Annotated in this window: 17 protein-coding genes and 1 pseudogene; 14 read left to right on the plus strand and 4 right to left on the minus strand. The window is 59.6% G+C overall.

From position 1 onward, the window contains the following. Positions 1-80 precede the first annotated feature (80 nt). On the minus strand, positions 81-2,210 hold the full coding sequence (locus tag E3W21_RS29900) for a mechanosensitive ion channel family protein (RefSeq protein ID WP_134423319.1): 2,130 nt from the start codon (positions 2,208-2,210) through the stop codon (positions 81-83). Positions 2,211-2,590: 380 nt separating this feature from the next. Here E3W21_RS29900 and E3W21_RS29905 point away from each other — a divergent pair, with 380 nt between their 5' ends. The 5 genes from E3W21_RS29905 (at position 2,591) to E3W21_RS29925 (ending at position 7,986) form a co-directional block, all read left to right on the plus strand. Next, complete coding sequence (locus E3W21_RS29905) at positions 2,591-3,793, plus strand: MFS transporter (protein WP_134423321.1); 1,203 nt, start codon at positions 2,591-2,593, stop codon at positions 3,791-3,793. A gap of 206 nt (positions 3,794-3,999) precedes the next feature. Next, a complete protein-coding gene (locus tag E3W21_RS29910; protein ID WP_134423323.1) occupies positions 4,000-4,926 on the plus strand; it encodes a DUF72 domain-containing protein in 927 nt (308 codons plus the stop codon). Beyond that, on the plus strand, positions 4,923-5,720 hold the full coding sequence (locus E3W21_RS29915) for an endonuclease/exonuclease/phosphatase family protein (protein WP_129440786.1): 798 nt from the start codon (positions 4,923-4,925) through the stop codon (positions 5,718-5,720). The genes E3W21_RS29910 and E3W21_RS29915 overlap by 4 nt, the downstream gene beginning before the upstream one ends. Next, positions 5,717-7,000, plus strand: coding sequence for a cardiolipin synthase ClsB (gene clsB, locus E3W21_RS29920; protein ID WP_134423325.1), 1,284 nt, complete (start codon positions 5,717-5,719; stop codon positions 6,998-7,000). Before E3W21_RS29915 ends, clsB begins: the two co-directional genes overlap by 4 nt. Continuing rightward, a complete protein-coding gene (locus E3W21_RS29925) occupies positions 7,000-7,986 on the plus strand; it encodes a lysylphosphatidylglycerol synthase domain-containing protein (RefSeq protein ID WP_134423327.1) in 987 nt (328 codons plus the stop codon). The genes clsB and E3W21_RS29925 overlap by 1 nt, the downstream gene beginning before the upstream one ends. A 112-nt stretch (positions 7,987-8,098) precedes the next feature. On the opposite strand, the gene E3W21_RS29930 is transcribed toward E3W21_RS29925, so the two are convergent. The 3 genes from E3W21_RS29930 to E3W21_RS29940 all read right to left on the minus strand — a co-directional run bounded on the left by E3W21_RS29930 (position 8,099) and on the right by E3W21_RS29940 (position 11,252). After that, positions 8,099-8,857, minus strand: a complete 759-nt coding sequence (locus E3W21_RS29930) for a S9 family peptidase (RefSeq protein ID WP_129440780.1) — start codon at positions 8,855-8,857, stop codon at positions 8,099-8,101. Continuing rightward, positions 8,847-9,956, minus strand: coding sequence for a DUF3182 family protein (locus tag E3W21_RS29935; protein WP_134423329.1), 1,110 nt, complete (start codon positions 9,954-9,956; stop codon positions 8,847-8,849). The genes E3W21_RS29930 and E3W21_RS29935 overlap by 11 nt, the downstream gene beginning before the upstream one ends. A gap of 303 nt (positions 9,957-10,259) precedes the next feature. Beyond that, entirely contained in the window at positions 10,260-11,252 is a 993-nt protein-coding gene (locus E3W21_RS29940; RefSeq protein WP_134423331.1) for a GlxA family transcriptional regulator, read from the minus strand. Positions 11,253-11,354: 102 nt separating this feature from the next. Here E3W21_RS29940 and E3W21_RS29945 point away from each other — a divergent pair, with 102 nt between their 5' ends. From E3W21_RS29945 to E3W21_RS29985, 9 genes and pseudogenes are all read left to right on the plus strand, one after another. Beyond that, positions 11,355-11,909, plus strand: coding sequence for a cysteine hydrolase family protein (locus E3W21_RS29945; protein ID WP_134423333.1), 555 nt, complete (start codon positions 11,355-11,357; stop codon positions 11,907-11,909). Between the two features lie 282 nt (positions 11,910-12,191). Beyond that, positions 12,192-12,773 carry a YjfI family protein gene (locus E3W21_RS29950; protein ID WP_123365596.1) on the plus strand — a complete coding sequence of 194 codons (582 nt, stop codon included), beginning with the start codon at positions 12,192-12,194 and terminating at the stop codon, positions 12,771-12,773. Positions 12,774-12,797: 24 nt separating this feature from the next. Beyond that, positions 12,798-13,496, plus strand: coding sequence for a PspA/IM30 family protein (locus E3W21_RS29955; RefSeq protein WP_134423337.1), 699 nt, complete (start codon positions 12,798-12,800; stop codon positions 13,494-13,496). A 165-nt stretch (positions 13,497-13,661) separates the two neighbouring features. Beyond that, positions 13,662-14,225, plus strand: a complete 564-nt coding sequence (locus tag E3W21_RS29960) for a rhomboid family intramembrane serine protease (RefSeq protein ID WP_134423339.1) — start codon at positions 13,662-13,664, stop codon at positions 14,223-14,225. Between the two features lie 204 nt (positions 14,226-14,429). Continuing rightward, positions 14,430-14,597 (plus strand): annotated as a pseudogene (locus tag E3W21_RS29965) (potassium channel protein); the annotation flags it as partial. Next, entirely contained in the window at positions 14,584-15,261 is a 678-nt protein-coding gene (locus tag E3W21_RS29970; RefSeq protein WP_134423341.1) for a DUF2491 family protein, read from the plus strand. The pseudogene E3W21_RS29965 and the gene E3W21_RS29970, both read left to right, overlap by 14 nt. Positions 15,262-15,276: 15 nt before the next feature. After that, a complete protein-coding gene (locus E3W21_RS29975; protein ID WP_123365591.1) occupies positions 15,277-15,705 on the plus strand; it encodes a DUF350 domain-containing protein in 429 nt (142 codons plus the stop codon). 18 nt (positions 15,706-15,723) lie between these two features. Further along, positions 15,724-16,440 carry a DUF1190 domain-containing protein gene (locus tag E3W21_RS29980; RefSeq protein ID WP_134423343.1) on the plus strand — a complete coding sequence of 239 codons (717 nt, stop codon included), beginning with the start codon at positions 15,724-15,726 and terminating at the stop codon, positions 16,438-16,440. 12 nt (positions 16,441-16,452) lie between these two features. After that, a complete protein-coding gene (locus E3W21_RS29985; RefSeq protein WP_134423345.1) occupies positions 16,453-17,610 on the plus strand; it encodes a glutathionylspermidine synthase family protein in 1,158 nt (385 codons plus the stop codon). Positions 17,611-17,662: the final 52 nt, after the last annotated feature.

Here is a 17,662-nt window from a genome sequence, read left to right on the forward strand (position 1 = left end):
GCAAGCCCGCTCCCACATTTGATCGCATTCCCCCTGTGGGAGCGGGCTTGCTCGCGAAGGGGCCGTCACTGCCAACAAAATCATTGAGTACGCGGCTGATCCGGCAGGAACACTGATGAATGCTCCGATGCAAGCCCATCGCTTTGCGGCGACTCAACAGCCTGTCTAGGCATCAACACCTGCTGTGGATAAGTCTGCGCGAAATGCACCCACGGGCTGTTATCCACAAGCTTTTTCAAACGCTGGTTGAACGCCCGACTCACTGCGTATTGCCCACCCGACACGGTGCGGAACTGTGCTGTCAGCACCACGCCGTTAAGGTCCATCTTGTCGACACCAAACACATCCAGCGGCCCTTGCAGGTTGTACTTGAGGAATGCGTCGTCGCGGATGGAATCCCCGGCCTCGCGGATCAACTCGATAGCCTTGTCGACATCGGTGTCGTAAGTGAATTGCACTGAAAAGAACGCATAGGCGAATTGCCGCGATTGATTGGTCACGGCCTTGATCTGACCGAACGGCACCGAGTGTACGAACCCCTTGCCGTCGCGCAGGCGCAAGGTGCGGATGGTCAGGCCTTCGACAGTGCCGGCGTGGCCGGAGTCGAGCACCACCCAATCGCCAATCGACAACGTGTCTTCGATGATGATGAACAACCCGGTGATCACGTCCTGCACCAGTTGCTGGGAACCGAAACCGATGGCCAGCCCCACGACACCGGCACCGGCCAGAAATGGCGCAACGTTGATCCCAAGGTTAGCCATCGTGGTGATAGCGCAGATCACCACCAGGATGATTTTGATCGCATTGCGCAGCAGCGGCAGGATGGTTTTGGTTCGGGTACTGGGTTGGCGCGCCGAGCGTTTGTTAACGGGTGGTTTCAGGGCTTCCTGAATCGCCGTGTCCAACACCACCCAGCCCATCCAGGTCACCAGGAAAATCAAACCGATACGGCTCAGGGAATCGCTGATCGCCCGGCCGACCGAATTGCTCACCGCAAACTCGAACAGCGACACACCCCAGATGCGCCCCAGGACATCGATAAAAACAATCGCCAGGGCGATCCGCAGCAACGCGTGTGAAAGGCTGAGAAAGCGTTCTTTGTAGGCACTGCTGCGGCGTACGGCAAACTCACTGCGCGACTTGAACAGGTGATGAAGCGACGTGCTAAGAAACACCATCGCAATCAGTAGCACCGTAGTAAACAACGCACAGCGCAGTACTTTCTGGTTGTCATCGCCAATGCCGATCAGGTTGATCACCGACACCAGCACCATCAACAGAATCGGCCAGTACCAGAGCCCGGAAAAGATCCGCAGCATTTCACGCAAGGCCGGCTGACTGAGGCGCTGGGCCAACGGCAAAATGCGGATCAGATGGGCGACCGGACGGCGCATCTTGATCACCAAAATGCCAAAGGTGACCGAGGCTGCCACCCCGGTGAACACCGCGACACTGCTGGTGAGATTGCCGCCGAGCAGGCGGGCGATCTGCGGACTGGTCAAGGCGTCGCTCAGGGCCACGAGGAAGCCCATCAAAAACAGCGGTCGTGGGCTGTACTGACGAATAATCTGCACCGCCCGGCGCTTGTGGCCGGCGTTGAACAGCACCACCAGCGACAACAGCAACGACGCGGCGAAAATGCCGCTGCTGGTGGCATAGGCGAAACACAATGCCAGCGCCCGGCCGGCGGACACTTGCAAGAAGTGGCTGACATACAGCGTCAGGGGCAGGCTGATCAGCGCCGGAACCGTGTAGGGCAACACATAACCCAGTAAAGCCTGACCGCGCTCGCGAGTGAGCAGCAGGCGGTTCTGGCACAGACGTTTGGAGAGCAGTCCTCCCAGCAGCCAGAGCAGCACAAAGACGCCCATCCACACACCGGACAACAGCAGGAAGTCCCCCGCCACGCTCCAGCTCGAACGGGCCGAAGGACGATTGACCAGTTGATCCACCTCAACCGCCGCCCGGTCTGCACGCAGACGCCAGGCGTCCAGCAGGTCCTCGTTGAGATCGAGTTTGCCCTGGACTTCCTCAATGCTCGAACTGATGGCACCCAGCAAACCACCCTGTACCAGCGGTTCGGGGTGGGCCAGTGGTGTCGTGGCGGTGGTCGCCGCCGGCACACCCGGTAGTGCGGCAGCCTCCAGCTCGTTGCTGCCCAGAATCAGCAACGCCCCCAGTAGTATCGCGGTCTTGAACTTGAACAAACGCGGCGCTCCTGCGAAAGGGTCTGTAAGGAACTGATCGGGGAATTGTAGGCAAGTTCGGTTTTGGCCGGGAGATAACCAGCTGATGCGGCCATAACGCAATCCGTGTAGCAGCTGGCGAAGCCTGCGTTCGGCTGCGAAGCAGTCGTGAACCCTGAGTGCACGGTGAATCTGGCACACCGCAGTGTCTGACTTTACGACTGCTGCGCAGCCGGACGCAGGCTTCGCCAGCGGCTACAGGGTCTGCGTTGCAGCTGAAAAACCTTTAACCCTTTCGATATTTGATCTACACGCAAATATCAAATGCCCATCCCCCTATTTTTCCGCATAACCCAAACCCCGACACTGCGCTCCATCAATCAATCCCCGGAGTTGCAGCCATGCCCATTGCCTTGCTCGCGCTGACCCTCAGCGCCTTCGCCATCGGGACGACCGAGTTCGTCATCGTTGGCCTGTTACCCACCATTGGCGCCGACCTCGGCGTCAGCCTGCCGTCCGCCGGCCTGCTGGTCAGCCTCTACGCATTGGGCGTTGCCATTGGCGCCCCGGTGCTGACCGCCCTCACCGGCAAAGTCCCGCGCAAAATGCTGCTGTTGTCGCTGATGGTGCTGTTCACCCTCGGCAACCTGCTGGCCTGGAAAGCACCAAGCTACGAGTCGCTGATCATTGCGCGGATCATCACCGGCCTGGCCCACGGGGTGTTTTTCTCGATTGGCTCGACCATCGCCACCAGCCTCGTGCCGAAGGAAAAAGCCGCCAGCGCGATCGCCATCATGTTCACCGGCCTGACCGTGGCACTGGTCACCGGCGTGCCACTGGGGACGTTCATTGGTCAGCATTTCGGCTGGCGTGAAACCTTCCTCGCGGTGTCTGCACTGGGTGTGATCGCGTTCATCGGCAGCCTGCTTTACGTGCCGAAAGACATTGCCCACAGCAAACCGGCTTCACTGTTGCAGCAATTGCAGGTGCTCAAGCAACCCCGTCTGCTGCTGGTGTACGCCATGACCGCGGTCGGTTACGGCGGCTCGTTCATCGCGTTCACCTTCCTGGCACCGATTCTTCAGGATATTTCCGGCTTCAGCGCCAGCACCGTCAGCCTGGTGTTGCTGGTCTATGGCATCTCGGTAGCCGTCGGCAATATCTGGGGCGGCAAACTGGCAGACAAACGCGGCCCGATCAGCGCCCTGAAAACCATCTTCGCCCTGCTCGCGGCGGTGTTATTCGTACTGACCTTTACCGCCGGCAACCCATGGATGGCCCTGGCCACCGTGCTGGTCTGGGGCGCGGTTGCCTTCGGCAACGTGCCGGGCTTGCAGGTTTACGTGGTGCGGCAGGCCGAACACCACACGCCGCATGCGGTGGACGTGGCGTCGGGCCTGAACATTGCCGCGTTCAACCTCGGCATCGCCGGTGGCGCATGGGGCGGTGGCTTGATCGTTGCTCACATGGGCCTGATCCACACCGCTTGGATTGGCGGTCTGGTGGTGTTGGTCGCGTTGGCCCTGACCGCGTGGAGCGGTCGTCTTGATCGATTGGGCCCGGTGTATGCAGAGAGCTCGACCCAGGTTGTTGCCGGTCACTAAACCCTGTGGGAGCGGGCTTGCTCGCGAAAGCGGTCTGTCAGTCACATCCATGTTGAATGTGCCGCCGTCTTCGCGAGCAAGCCCGCTCCCACATTTGGTCTGTGGTGTTTGGTCGATGCCGTCCGTAGTCCCGTCGAAACTTTCTCGCACGCCTCGCAGTCATCAAAAGACAGGGGCAGTCCGAGAACCATTAGACGGGAGGCGACATGGCGGCGATCCACATCGGTATTTCAGGCTGGCGCTACACGCCCTGGCGGGGGGATTTCTACCCGAAGGGGCTGACCCACAAGCGCGAATTGCAATTCGCCTCACGGGCGGTCAACAGCATCGAAATCAATGGATCGTTTTACGCCCTGCAACGGCCCGAACGTTATGCCCAGTGGTACGCCGAAACCCCGAGGGGCTTCGTTTTCAGCGTCAAAGCCCCGCGTTTCATCACCCACATCAGGCGACTGCGGGACGTCCATAAACCCTTGGCGAATTTCTTTGCGTCCGGGGTGCTGGAACTCAAAGAAAAACTCGGCCCGATCCTCTGGCAATTTCCGCCCAACTTCAAATTCGATGCCGAGCTGTTCGAAACCTTTCTGGAGCAGTTGCCTCACAACACCGAAGAGGCCGCCGCCCTCGCCCGCCAGCATGATTCGCACGTGAACGGTCACGCCAGCCTGAAGGCCTACGGGAAAAAGCCTTTGCGCCATGCCGTAGAAATCAGAAACGAGAGCTTCGTCGACCCGGCCTTCATCCGCCTGCTCAAACGCTATAACGCGGCCCTCGTCATCGCCGACACCGCCGGTAAATGGCCGTACCGCGAAGACCTCACCAGCGACTTCGTCTACCTGCGCCTGCACGGTGCCGAAGAACTCTATGCCAGCGGTTACACCCCCGAGGCGCTGAAACGCTGGGGTGACCGGATCGAAGCCTGGTACCACGGCCAGCAACCGAGCGACCCGCAATTGATCGCGCCCCGGCAGAAGCCCAAGGCGCGCAAATCCCGTGAGGTGTTTTGCTACTTCGACAACGACATCAAAGTCCGCGCGCCCTTCGATGCCCGCCGCTTGCTGGAGCGCTTTCATCTGGATAAAGACCTCGCCACCCGTCCCGGTGAACTGGCCGCCGAGGGGGTGCTGTCATGAGCATTTCCGAACCGGTCGGCACCACCGACGAACAGCAAACTATCATCACCGCCGTGCGCCGCTTCACCGTGCTGACGGTCAACACGCACAAGGGTTTCACCGCGCTCAACCGGCGCTTCATCCTGCCCGAATTGCGCGAAGCGGTGCGCAGCGTGTCCGCCGACGTGGTGTTTTTGCAGGAAGTCCACGGCACCCACGAGCATCATCCCCAGCGCTACAGCAATTGGCCGGCGATACCGCAATACGAATTCCTCGCCGACACCCTGTGGCCGCAGTTCGCCTATGGACGCAATGCGGTCTATCCAGCGGGCGATCACGGCAATGCGCTGCTGTCGAAATTCCAGATCATTCGCCACGACAACCTCGACGTTTCCATCAGCGGTCACGAGAGCCGCGGCATCCTGCATTGCGTGCTGCGCCTGCCCGGTGACGGCCAGGAAGTGCATGCCATTTGTGTGCATCTGGGTCTTCGCGAAACCCACCGGACCGAACAACTCAAGTTGTTGGCCCAGTGCCTCGAAGAACTGCCCAGCGATGCCCCGGTGATCGTTGCCGGTGACTTCAACGACTGGCGCCAGCGCGCCGACGCACTGCTCAAACCCTGCGGTCTGCGGGAGGTTTTCGCCGAACTCCACGGCAAACCAGCGCGCAGTTTTCCAGCGCGCTTGCCAGCGCTGCGCCTCGACCGCATCTACGTGCGCAACCTCAAGGCCAGTCAGCCGCAAGTGCTGGCCGCGCGACCCTGGTCACACCTTTCCGACCATGCACCACTATCGGTGGAGATCGAGCTATGAGCAGCCCATCGATGGATAAAACCCATGTGGAGCACTTATCCACGACCCCGGCGATTCGTGAGCCGGGGGTGGTCGACGTCGAATATGGCTGGCAAGGCAACAACCGCGTAGAGCTGCTGGAAAACGGCGAAGCGTATTTCCCTCGGGTGTTCGAGGCCATACGTCAGGCGAAGACTGAAATCCTGCTGGAAACCTTCATTGTGTTTGAGGATAAGGTCGGTGAAGAGCTGCAGGAAGTACTGATCGCCGCCGCTCAACGCGGCGTGCGAATCACCGCCAGTCTCGATGGCTTTGGCTGCGGTGAACTGAGCACGGGATACCTCACCGCCCTGAGTGAGGCCGGCGTGCGCATCCAGATTTTCGACCCCGCGCCCAAACATCTCGGCATCCGCACCAACTGGTTCCGCCGCCTGCACCGCAAGATCGTGGTGGTCGACGGCACGATTGCGTTCATCGGCGGCATCAACTTTTCTGCCGACCATCTGGCTGACTTCGGCCCTGAGGCCAAGCAGGATTATTCCGTTGAAGTGCAAGGCCCGGCGGTGGCCGACATCCATCACTTCGCCTTGCTGCAATGCGGTCGCCCGGCTCGCGCCAAATACTGGTGGCAACGACGCAGGCAACGGCGCTCGGAACTGGTGTTCACCGATCATGACGGCCAGGTTCGCCTGGTGTACCGCGACAACGGCGAGCATCCGACTGACATCGAAGAGGTTTACCGACAGGTGCTGCGCAGTGCCCAGCGCCGAGTGGTGATCGCTAATGCCTACTTCTTTCCGGGCTATCGCCTGCTGCGCGAGATCCGCAACGCGGCGCACCGTGGCGTCGATGTGCGACTGATCCTGCAAGGTCAACCCGATATGCTGGCGGCCAAACTCGCCGCACGCATGACCTATGACTACCTGCTCAAATCCGGCGTGCAGATTTACGAATACTGCGACCGTCCGCTGCACGGCAAAGTCGCGCTGGTGGATGAGGATTGGAGCACGGTCGGTTCGAGCAACCTCGACCCGTTGAGCCTGTCCTTGAACCTGGAAGCCAATGTGTTGATCCGCGATCGCGCCTTCAACCGCGACCTGTTCGAGCGCCTCGAAGACCTGAGTAACAACCATTGCAAGGTCATGTCCGTCGACAAAACCCCGCGTGGACGGGTCTGGCACATGACCGTCGGCTTTCTGGTGTTTCACTTCTTGGCGCAATTCCCGGCCTGGGCCGGTTGGCTGCCGGCGCATAAACCGCGCCTGAAACCTTTTTCCCATTCCGCCGGGAGTGACACCTGATGAGCCACTCTGATACACAACCGGCGACCCTCGCCGACAACCCGACCAAATCCCGCTGGAGCCGCTGGAAACGGCCGCTGACAATGCTGTTTTTCCTGGCGCTGATCGTGCTGTTCACGATGCTTGCCCAGCGCATCGAATGGGATGAAGTATTCGACAACCTCGCAGATTTCAAGGTGCGCACGCTGATCATCGCGTCCGGTCTGACCTTGGTGAGTTTTCTGGTTTACGCCTGCTTCGACCTGATCGGCCGTACCTACATTCGCCAGGACCTGACGTGGAAGCAGATCCTGCCGGTGGGGATTATCAGCTATGCCTTCAACCTCAATCTGAGCGCTTGGGTCGGCGGTATTGCCATGCGTTATCGGCTGTATTCGCGACTCGGGGTGAGCAAGGGCAACATCGCGAAAATTCTCGGGTTGAGTCTCGCGACAAACTGGTTTGGTTACATGGTGATTGCCGGTGCAGTGTTCAGCAGCGGATTGGTGCGAATGCCGCCAGGCTGGAAGCTGAGCAGCGGCGCCTTGCAAGGTGTGGGTGTGTTGTTGCTGCTGGTGAGCGCAGGGTATCTGGCAGCGTGTCAGTTTTCCAAGCGGCGGGAGTGGGCGATACGCGGGGTGGAAATCGACCTGCCTTCCCTGCGCATGGCGGTGCTGCAACTGGCCCTCGGGGCGCTGAATTGGTCGCTGATGGCGGCGGTGATTTTCACCTTGCTGCCGAGCAAGCTGGATTACCCGCTGGTGCTCGGGGTGTTGCTGATCAGCGCGATTGCCGGGGTCATCACGCACATTCCTGCCGGGCTTGGCGTGCTGGAAGCGGTGTTCGTGGCGCTGCTGCAACATGAAGTGTCCCGAGGGAGCCTGGTGGCCGGATTGCTGGCCTATCGGGCGATCTATTTCATCTTGCCGCTACTGATTACCCTGGTGATGTACCTGATCGTGGAAGCCAAGGCCAAGTCGTTGCGGATCGCGAAAAAGCCCAAGTGATCTGGTGTTTGTGAGGCCGTCATCGCGAGCAAGCTCGCTCCCACATTAGTCCTGCGAACACAGGTCGAGTGTGCGAGCTTGCTCGCAATTGATCGCAAGAACACCACAGGTCTCAGGTTGATTGGATAATGCTCAACCGCTCGCCCACTACCATTTCGGTGATCCAGCCCACCAGGATCGAGGTGTATGCCTGTTGCGAAACAGGTTCGCTCAAGGCGTGATCGGCGCCGTCGATAATCCGGTGGGTCAGCGAGTGGGTCTGCTGACACGCAGCGCGGTAACTCATGATGGTTGAGTGGGGCACATGGTCGTCGGTCTCGGACTCCACCAGCAGCACATCCCCGGTAAATTGCGAACAGGCATGCAGCGCACGATTGCTCTCGGCGCGGACTAACGTGCTGCGGTAATCACGTAAATCGAGCTTGTCCAGGTCACGTTTTGGCGTGTGCCATTGATCATCGCGATACAGCGCCGGCACCCGCAGCGCCAGCCAGCGCACCGGACGCAATGACGTCAGGATCGAGGCCAGGTAACCGCCATAACTGGTGCCGACCACGGCAATCGCCGACGTATCGAGCGCCGGGTGCGCGAGCAAGCGGTCATACGCCGCCAGCAAGTCGCGCAGGTTGTCTTCGCGCGTGACTCGATTCAGCGCAATTCCGGCCCCGCCGGTGTGCCCGCGCAAGTCGAACGTCAGGCACACGCAACCCAAACCGGCTATGCCTTTGGCCCGCTCCAGGTCTCGCTCCTGACTGCCGCCCCAACCGTGCACAAAGAGCACGCCGGGTACTTTCGATTTGGGACTGAGAAAAGTCCCGACCATCTGCTCATCGTCGATGTCGATCTGAATGGTTTCGCTTCTAGCCGTCATAGGATTTAACCGTTACGTACTTGAGAAGAAAGTCACTGTTTTGCGCCGGCCCGCGATACACCTCGATGGCGTCCGCCGGCAGCGGCTGGTCGATGTAGGTCTCGACCGACGACACGCGAATCGCGCGCATCCCGGAGTCGTTGACGAAGCTTTGCAAGGCGGCAACTTCGGCGCTGCTGGCACCGCCCATCCGCCAGGACTGCTCGAGCACACCGCTGCGCTGCTTGCCATTACTGTCGACACCTTGGGCGATGTCGTAGTTGCGCCGCGAGGCGTAGAAACCGGGATAAGCCTCATCCGCGGCGCGGTCGAACACTTGCGCCTGCCGGATCGCCAGCCGCACATCGTCCGGTAGTTCCAGTTCGAGCAGATCATCGTAGTGACCCCGCACCACCAGCAGGTTGGACCCTCCATAAACCTGCTCGCCCTGACCGTCTTCGGTCAAGTATTGATCACCGCAATAACTCAGCACCGTGTCGCCGATAAAGCTCTGACCGACGCTGTGGGTGATCACGTGGTCCAGGTCCTGCTCCAGCACCACACCTTCGGTGAACAGCGCATTGGCCTCGGGTCTGGCGAGGATGGCATCGAATTGGTCGAGGCTTTTGATCACTTCCTGACCGCGTCCGGCGCAGGCATGAATCGGCTTGATGCGGATCGGGCCGCTGTAGAGCAGATGCTCCGCCGCAGGACGCGCATCGGCCATGGAAAAAACACTGAGGCCGTCGAGCACCACGCTGCGCACCCGTTCGGAAAACAACGGTGACCAGCCTTCCGGTGCGTGAGCATCTTTGTTGCGCAGCCCGTGACTGATGGCTTTGGTACAGATGAAATCATGGTCGACGTAACCGCCCCATAAATCCTCCGGCCCCTTGACGCCCAATTGCCGGGCGGCAGCGACGCCAACAAGCGTCTGGGTCGGCAACAGATAAAGGTCTCGACCGTTGTGCAGTTCGGGGTCGTAACTGCCGCCGTATTTAAGCCCCAGGATCTGTGCCAGCCAACGGGCCAGCGCACGATTGGTTTCCACTTCGTGCAACGGAGCCTCGGGGCGCACGGAGTGGGCGACCACCAGTTTCTTGCGGCTTGCTGGGGTCATGCGTCCCCCTTCAGTCTGCGCTTGATGAATGTAGTTGAAGGGGTGCAGAGATCAGGCCAAGGGGGGCCAAAGACAAACGTTTTTCAAATCAGCCAGTTACGAAAAACATGATGGCACCGTGCCTGTTTGATTCTGCACGACAGCCTTCAAGATTCCGGCATTTTGCACGACCGAAGGCTTACACAGATCCAATGTGGGAGCGGGCTTGCTCGCGAAAGCGGTTTTACATTCAACATTGATGGTGGCTGACAGTCAGCCTTCGCGAGCAAGCCCGCTCCCACATTTTGATCTGTTGTGATCTGGCTACCGAGCCACGGCTGAGGGCGTCACCCCAAACCGTGTCCGGTAATCACTCGGCGCCAACCCGGTAATCTTCTTGAACGTCGCCCGAAAGGCACTCGGATCCTGATAACCCACCGTCCAGGCAATGTGATCGATGGTGCCGTTGGTAAACTCGAGCATTTCCCGGGCCTTGCCGACCCGCAGGTGCTGGCAGTACTCAGTGGGTTTGAGTCCGGTTGCCGCACGAAATCGACGCAGGAACGTGCGCTCTTCCAGCCCTGCCCGCTCGGCCATCGCCGCCAGCGACACATCGGTCGCTCCAGTGCTTTGCAACCAATGCTGGACCTTGAGAATCGAGGCGTCGCCATGGCTGAGAATGGGTGAAAAATTGCTGCCGCACTCGCTCGCGCTGTCGCTGTGCTCCACCACCAGAAACCGCGCGGTGCTGGTGGCAATGCTTGGCCCCAGCAGGCGGTTGACCAGACGCAAGCCCAGTTCGGACCAGGCCATCAGCCCAGCGGTGGTGATCAGGTCTCCGTCGTCAACGATGGGGGTTTCGGCCTTGAGCTTGATCGCCGGGTAACGCTCGGCGAAGGTTTTGGCCGAGGTCCAGTGGGTGGTGGCGCTACGACCGTCAAGCAGGCCGCTTTCGGCCAACAGAATCGACCCCACACAAACCCCGCCGAGTGTCGCGCCATTGGCGTGTTGCTGACGCAGCCAGCGAGTCAGCCCCTGCGGTGCCTGGCCTTCGGAAAAACCGGCAATCGACGGCGGGATCAACACCGCCACCAACGCGCCGTCCGCAGCAGGATGACTGTCGTAGACCCGCTCGGGCGCCTGATCGCCATCAACCTGCCAATGGCTGACCCGCAGCAACGGCAACCGCGCCGCCTGATGCTCGGCGGCAATCCGGTTCGCCACCCCGAACAAGTCCGTCAATCCATGCACCGCCGCCATCTGCGCACCGGGATAGATCAGCACGCCCAACTCGGCGATTGGCCTTTCTGCGTCCATTGTCAGTTTTCCCCCTTCTATTGTCGGTGCGGCCAATCCTCGGACGGCCTGCCAGACCCAATACTTCCTTCCACACCCAACAAGCACTTCGAGGAAACAGTCATGGCCAAGCAAGCACTCATCGTAGTTGATATCCAAAACGACTACTTCCCCCAAGGCAAGTGGCCGCTGGTCGGCGCCGATGCCGCGGCGGACAATACCGTTCGTCTGCTCAAAGCCTTCCGCGATGCGGGTGATTCGGTGGTGCACATCCGCCACGAATTCACCTCCGACGAAGCGCCCTTTTTCACGCCGGGCTCCGAAGGCGCGAAGCTGCACCCTAAAGTCCTCAACCGCGCCGACGAACCGGTCGTGCTCAAACACTTCGTCAACTCGTTCCGCGAAACCGAACTACAGTCAATCCTCGACGAGCAAGGCATCAAGGAACTGGTCGTCGTCGGCAGCATGAGCCACATGTGTGTCGACGGCATCACCCGCGCGGCTGCCGATATGGGCTATACCGTCACGGTGATTCACGACGCCTGCGCTACCCGTGATCTGGAGTTCAACGGTGTCACGGTCCCGGCAGCCCAAGTGCACGCCGCCTTCATGTCGGCCCTGGGTTTCGCCTATGCGAGCGTGATTTCCACTGACGAATTCCTGGCGACCACCCATTAACCACTTAACGTATTGATCAAATTCCAAAAAGGGCCCGCCGCGCTTGAGCGCTGCGGGCCTTTTTCGTGGGGCGAAAAATGTATGACAAAAAATCTCACGCGTGAGCTATTGAGCGTGGCAAAAATTGCCTGTAGTGTTTCTCACGCGTGAGTTTTTCACAACGAGGTCAGCCCCATGAAAAGCAGCTCTCCACCGAGTCCTCCCACGGGGCCCGATAACGAATCGGCAAGCCACAAGGGAGAGCGCTCAAAACCGTCCGCGAAAAAACCATCGAGCTTTTACATGAAGCAGATGCGCGCGGGCCTGGGTGCCGCCGGTTATGTGAAACACGAGACTTGGGTGCTTCCCGAAAACCGAAGCCTGCTCAAGCAGATGGAGAAACAGCTTCGCCAACCGATTCTGGCTGGCTCATTCATGTCGGAGAATTACATGAGCGCAGGTACTAACTGGAACATCGATCGCCTCTACAGCGCCCTCCAGGCCCTGGACGAAGTGGTTTCGAACGACATTACACTTTCTCTCGTTCAAGGCTCTGAATCCAGCATCAAGCTGGAAATGAACGATTTCGGTGGCTTGCCAATTTACATCGCGGTGGTGGGCGAACAAATCATCGTCGATACCGTTCTGGTCGACGTCGAGTCCATCAATGACATTCCGGCTTTCAACGACGCCGTGCTGCGCAGCCGGGAGATGTTCCCGTTGTCCTCGATCGGTATCGAGTCCATGCCGAACGGGCAGATTGTCTACAACATGTTCGGCGCCTTGAGCTCCGACTCCAGCCTGACGAACATCGTGACCGAGGTCAAAACCCTCGTCGACAACGTCCAGCGCGCCAGCGAAGCCTTCGAACGTTTCTTCAATTAATTACTCGAGAACAGGAAATATCCAATGACTCAGTCCATCTGGAGCAAATTGTTCACCGCGCTGCGTGGCGGTGCCAATGAAGTCGGCGAATCGATCGTCGACCAACAGGCCCTGCGCATCCTCGACCAGGAAATTCGCGATGCTGACAGCGCCCTGGCCAACGCCAAGCGTGAGCTGGTCACCATCATGGCCAAGCACAAACTCTCGGCTGACCGCGTCAGCGAGTACAACGCCAAGATCAAGGACCTCGAATCCAAGGCCCTGGCCGCAATCCAGGCCAACCGCGAAGACCTGGCCATGGAAGTGGCCGAAGCCATTTCGACCCTGACCAATGAGCTGGACGTCGAGCAAAAGCAGGCCACCGAGTTTGGCGGTTATGCGGACAATATGCGCAAAGACATCACCAAGGCCGAAAACCGTATCAAAAGCCTGCGCCAGCAAGTGGACATGGCCAAGGCGCGCGAAAGCGTACAGAAAGCCCAGGTCAGCGCGTCCATCGCCAGTGGCGGCGCCAATGGCAAGCTGGAAACCGCCGTCGGTACGCTGAACCGCCTGCAGGCCAAGCAGCAGCAACGCGCGGCTGAACTGGAAGCTCAGGACCAATTGGCCGATGCGTCGACGGGCTCTGACCTGGAACGCAAACTGCGCGAAGCCGGCATCACACCGGACTCGGGAAGCGCCAACGCGATTCTGGAACGCCTGAAACAAAAATCGGCCGAATAATCGACCCGGGCGCTGATGCCTGGCGCTTAACCTGTGGAGCGAGCTTGCTCGCGATTGCGATCTGCCAGTCGACATTAATGCTGACTGATAAATCGCCATCGCGAGCAAGCTCGCTCCCACATGGAATGCGCTCAACTGACGGACATTCAACTGTCGAGGTCAAGGATGGATGCCCTGAAAGGTTTCAAGACAATCGCAGGCCTGACCCTTTTCATGGTCGCACTGCAACTGTTCAATGTAGCGACCGGCTACAGCCTCATGTCCTTCGGGCTGATCCCGAGAACCGTGCACGGACTGCTCGGCATCATCACCTCGCCTTTCCTGCACGCGTCCTTTGCACACCTGAGCGCGAACCTGGTTGCCTTCTTGATCCTGGGCACCCTGGTCATTGTCGAAGGGCTCAACCGGTTCATTGCCGTCAGTGCGATCATTATTCTGCTGGGCGGCTCGCTGGTCTGGCTGTTCGGTTTTACAGGCGTACACATCGGCGCCAGCGGCTGGGTATTCGGGTTATGGGCGTACCTCCTGTCCCGCGCCTGGTTCCACAGGAGCTGGGGCAACCTGATAACGGCCGGCGTCGTGGCCCTGCTCTACGGCGGTCTGATTTTTGGCTTCCTGCCTCGCCAGGGCGTTTCCTTCGAAGGCCATCTGTTTGGTGCGCTCGCCGGATTTATTGCAGCCAAGGTACTTTTCTCGGCACCGCGCAGCAGGTTAAATGCCGCCGATTGAACGCACTTGCGCATTCAGACGCCGAGGCGATGAAGTCGCCAGGAACAAGTACCCACGGAGTCAGGGACGAAATGTCGATTTTCCTTTTATTGCGCCTGTACGCTTCCTCCCTCTTCCTCCCTCTTCCACCGATTCGGCTGGGCAGGCCTGGTCATTGCATTGGGCGTACACCTGATCAGCGCTTACCTGACCCTGGCCACCGTGCTGGCGTCGCGGATGAAAGAACACCACAACGCCACCCTCATTGGCTATCGCACCAAAGGTGCCACACAACCGTCGATCAACCCGCCCAGCGCCACCCGCGTTGAGGGCGGCGAACTCTTCTACATCGCCTCCACTCGCCTCAAGGAAATCTCCAATGGGATGGTTTAAACAGTTGATGGGGCTTGAGGCCCCGAACGCGACGACAGAATCGAAATGGACCACCAGCGAAACCCCGCCACCGGCCACTGGCCCATTGGGCCTGGGATTGGGCAAAGGCGTGATGTTCGACACCACCCTGAAACTGTTGCTCGACGGAAATACCACGGTGACCATCCCGGGCTCCCAGCAGATCTGGAGCAACGGCACCATCAATCTCGGGCAGTCAACCTGGCTGTCGCGTTATTACATGAACGACGAAGACTACTGGCTGCAGGTGCACACCACCGGCGAGATCGCCGGACAAGTCGAGTCGGTGATCCTGTTCAACTACCTCAGTTACATAACCATCGGCAGTGAAGCGGAGCTGCGCCGGTTGGCCGGCCCGCAAAGCCTGATCGGGCTGCCGACCTACACCCATAACGGCGTCGAATACACCCGTGAATGGGGCACCGAGAATGGCCAGACAGAGTTGGTGGCGTTGAGCGAACAGCTGAAAAATCCGGACGAGTCCTACAGTATCGAGCACCGTTCGATGCTGTACGCTCGCGAAACCGGCCTGACCGATCGCCGGGAATTCCTGCTGTTTTCCGTCGAAGAAGACGCCGAAGGCACCATCAGTTTGAGCACGTCGCTGGGCATCTCGCTGTACACAACCGACCTGAACACGTTCTGAAAAAGGAAGAAGTCCATGCTAGAAGCACTCTCCATCTCGTTGAACAAAGCCGCCGTGTTCGGGTTTGTCACGTACCTCCTCGGCGCTGCCGTGTTGTTCGCCCTGTTCCAGTTCATCTACACCCGCATCACGCCGCACAAGGAATTCGAACTGATCCGCTCGGGCAACGTTGCCGCTGCGATCGCCCTGGGCGGCGCCATCATCGGTTTCGCCATTCCGGCCAGCAATGTGATTGCCTACTCGATCAGCATCCTCGACTTCGTCGTCTGGGCGGTGATCGCCGCCCTTGTACAACTGCTGGCGTTCCTGGTGACCAGCCTGGTGCTCAAAGGCACTTCCGAGCGCATCAAAAAAGGTGAAATCGCGGCCGGCATCTATGTGGCAGCCGTGGCCATCAGCGTCGGCATGTTGAACGCCGCGTGCATGACCCCTTCCCAGAACTGATTGCGCCCGGAGCTCCCGATGAAACGAAGCAAGTACGTTCAGCTTTCGCTGGCAGCGTCGGTCGCCATGGCGATATCAGGCTGCGGGCCGACGGAAAAAACCTACGCGGTGCAGAAGAAGTACAACTTCCAGTCCGTCCAGCAATGTGCCGATGAAAAGCTCCCGGTGGATGTCTGTTCGGACGCCTACATGACGGCCATGGCCGAGCACCGCCGCATTGCGCCGGTGTACGACAACCAGGCCGATTGCGATGCCGACTTTGTCGCCGACTGGTGCCAGCAGGACTCCGCTGGCAAGTTCATCCCCAAGCTGGGCGGTTTCGAACTGACCGCCGATGGCCAGGTCACGCAATCCCAGGTAGACGCAGCCAAGGCGCAATTGCCGGCCTCGGAAGCGAACAGTGGCGGCTCGGGTTTCTCCACCAGCAGCCTGCTGACCGGCCTGCTGATCGGCAACATGCTGAGCAGCAACCGCAACAGCTACTACTCCGAGCCGGTGTACCGCTATCGCGATGATCGTGGCAGCTATTCGAACTCGACGCTCAGCCAGCGGATTGCCAAGGGCTCGACGTTTACCAAGTCCAATCAGGCGAGGTACGGCAGCAGCAATTACGCCGACTCGGTCCGCTCTTCTACCAGCAAGCCGGTCTCCGTTGCCTCGTCCACTTCCCGTGGCGGCTTCGGCAGCAAGGCCAGTGCACGCAGCGGCTGGGGCGGCGGCGGGTCGAGCAGTTAAGGAAACCGGGCCATGAAGAAAATCCATTGTGCAGAGCGTGCTGACTGGAAACAGACCGCCGAGAGTCTCGGCTTTCTGTTCCACACCATCGACAACGAGCCCTACTGGGATGAGAGCGCGTATTACCAGTTCTCGCTCAAGCAGATCGAGAACGATCTCGAAGACCCGACCACCGCGATCCATGAGATGTGCATGGACCTGGTCGCCCGCGTGGTTCAGAGCGAGGAGTTGCTGGAGCGCCTGAGCATTCCCGCGCCATTCTTCGACATGGTTCGCACCTCCTGGCTCGAAGGTCACCCGCACCTGTACGGGCGCATGGACTTTTCCTACAACGGCACCGGACCCGCCAAGTTGCTGGAACTCAACTACGACACGCCAACCAGCCTGTATGAGGCTGCGGCGTTTCAGTGGTGCTGGCTGGAACAATGCATCGAACGCGGTTTGCTGCCCAAGCATGCCGACCAGTTCAACAGCATCGACACCAAACTGCATCAGGCCTTCGCTCAATTGCAGCTCAAGCAGCCCTTCTACTTCGCCTCGATGAAAGATTCGGTCGAAGACAAGGGCACCACCGATTACCTGCGGCTGGTGGCGGAAAAGGTCGGCATCGAGTCACGCCATATCGACATCGAAGACATCGGCCTGACCAGCGACGGACGTTTCGTCGACCTGGAGGATCGCTGGATTCCTCACCTGTTCAAGCTGCACGCCTGGGAATTCATCTTCCACGAGCCCTTTGGTGCAGCGATTGCCCAGAGTGATACGCAGTTTTTCGAGCCGGCCTGGAAGTCCATCATCTCCAACAAAGGCATCTTGCCGCTGTTGTGGGAGTTCAACAAAGGTCACCCGAACCTCCTCGCGGCGCACCTCGATACTGACCCGGGGAAAGCGGTGCCGAAAGGCTGGGTGCGCAAGCCGTTCTTTTCGCGGGAAGGTGCCAACATCGAGTTGCAAACCGCTGACGGTCTGATCGTGAAAGAGGACGGGCCCTACACCGATGCGCCGTTTATCCTTCAGGAATTCGCGCCGCTTCCGCAGTTCGGTGACAGCTTTACTTTGATTGGCTCCTGGGTGATCGGCGATGAAGCGGCGGGGATCGGTGTGCGTGAGGACAACAGCTTGATCACCAAGGATTCGAGCCGGTTCTTGCCTCATCTGATACTCGACTGACCCTCCATCGCCCACTAAAAAGGTCCGGTGTAGACATATCGACAGACGCCCG

Source organism: Pseudomonas sp. F01002 (assembly GCF_004402115.1).
Lineage (GTDB): Bacteria > Pseudomonadota > Gammaproteobacteria > Pseudomonadales > Pseudomonadaceae > Aquipseudomonas > Aquipseudomonas frigoris.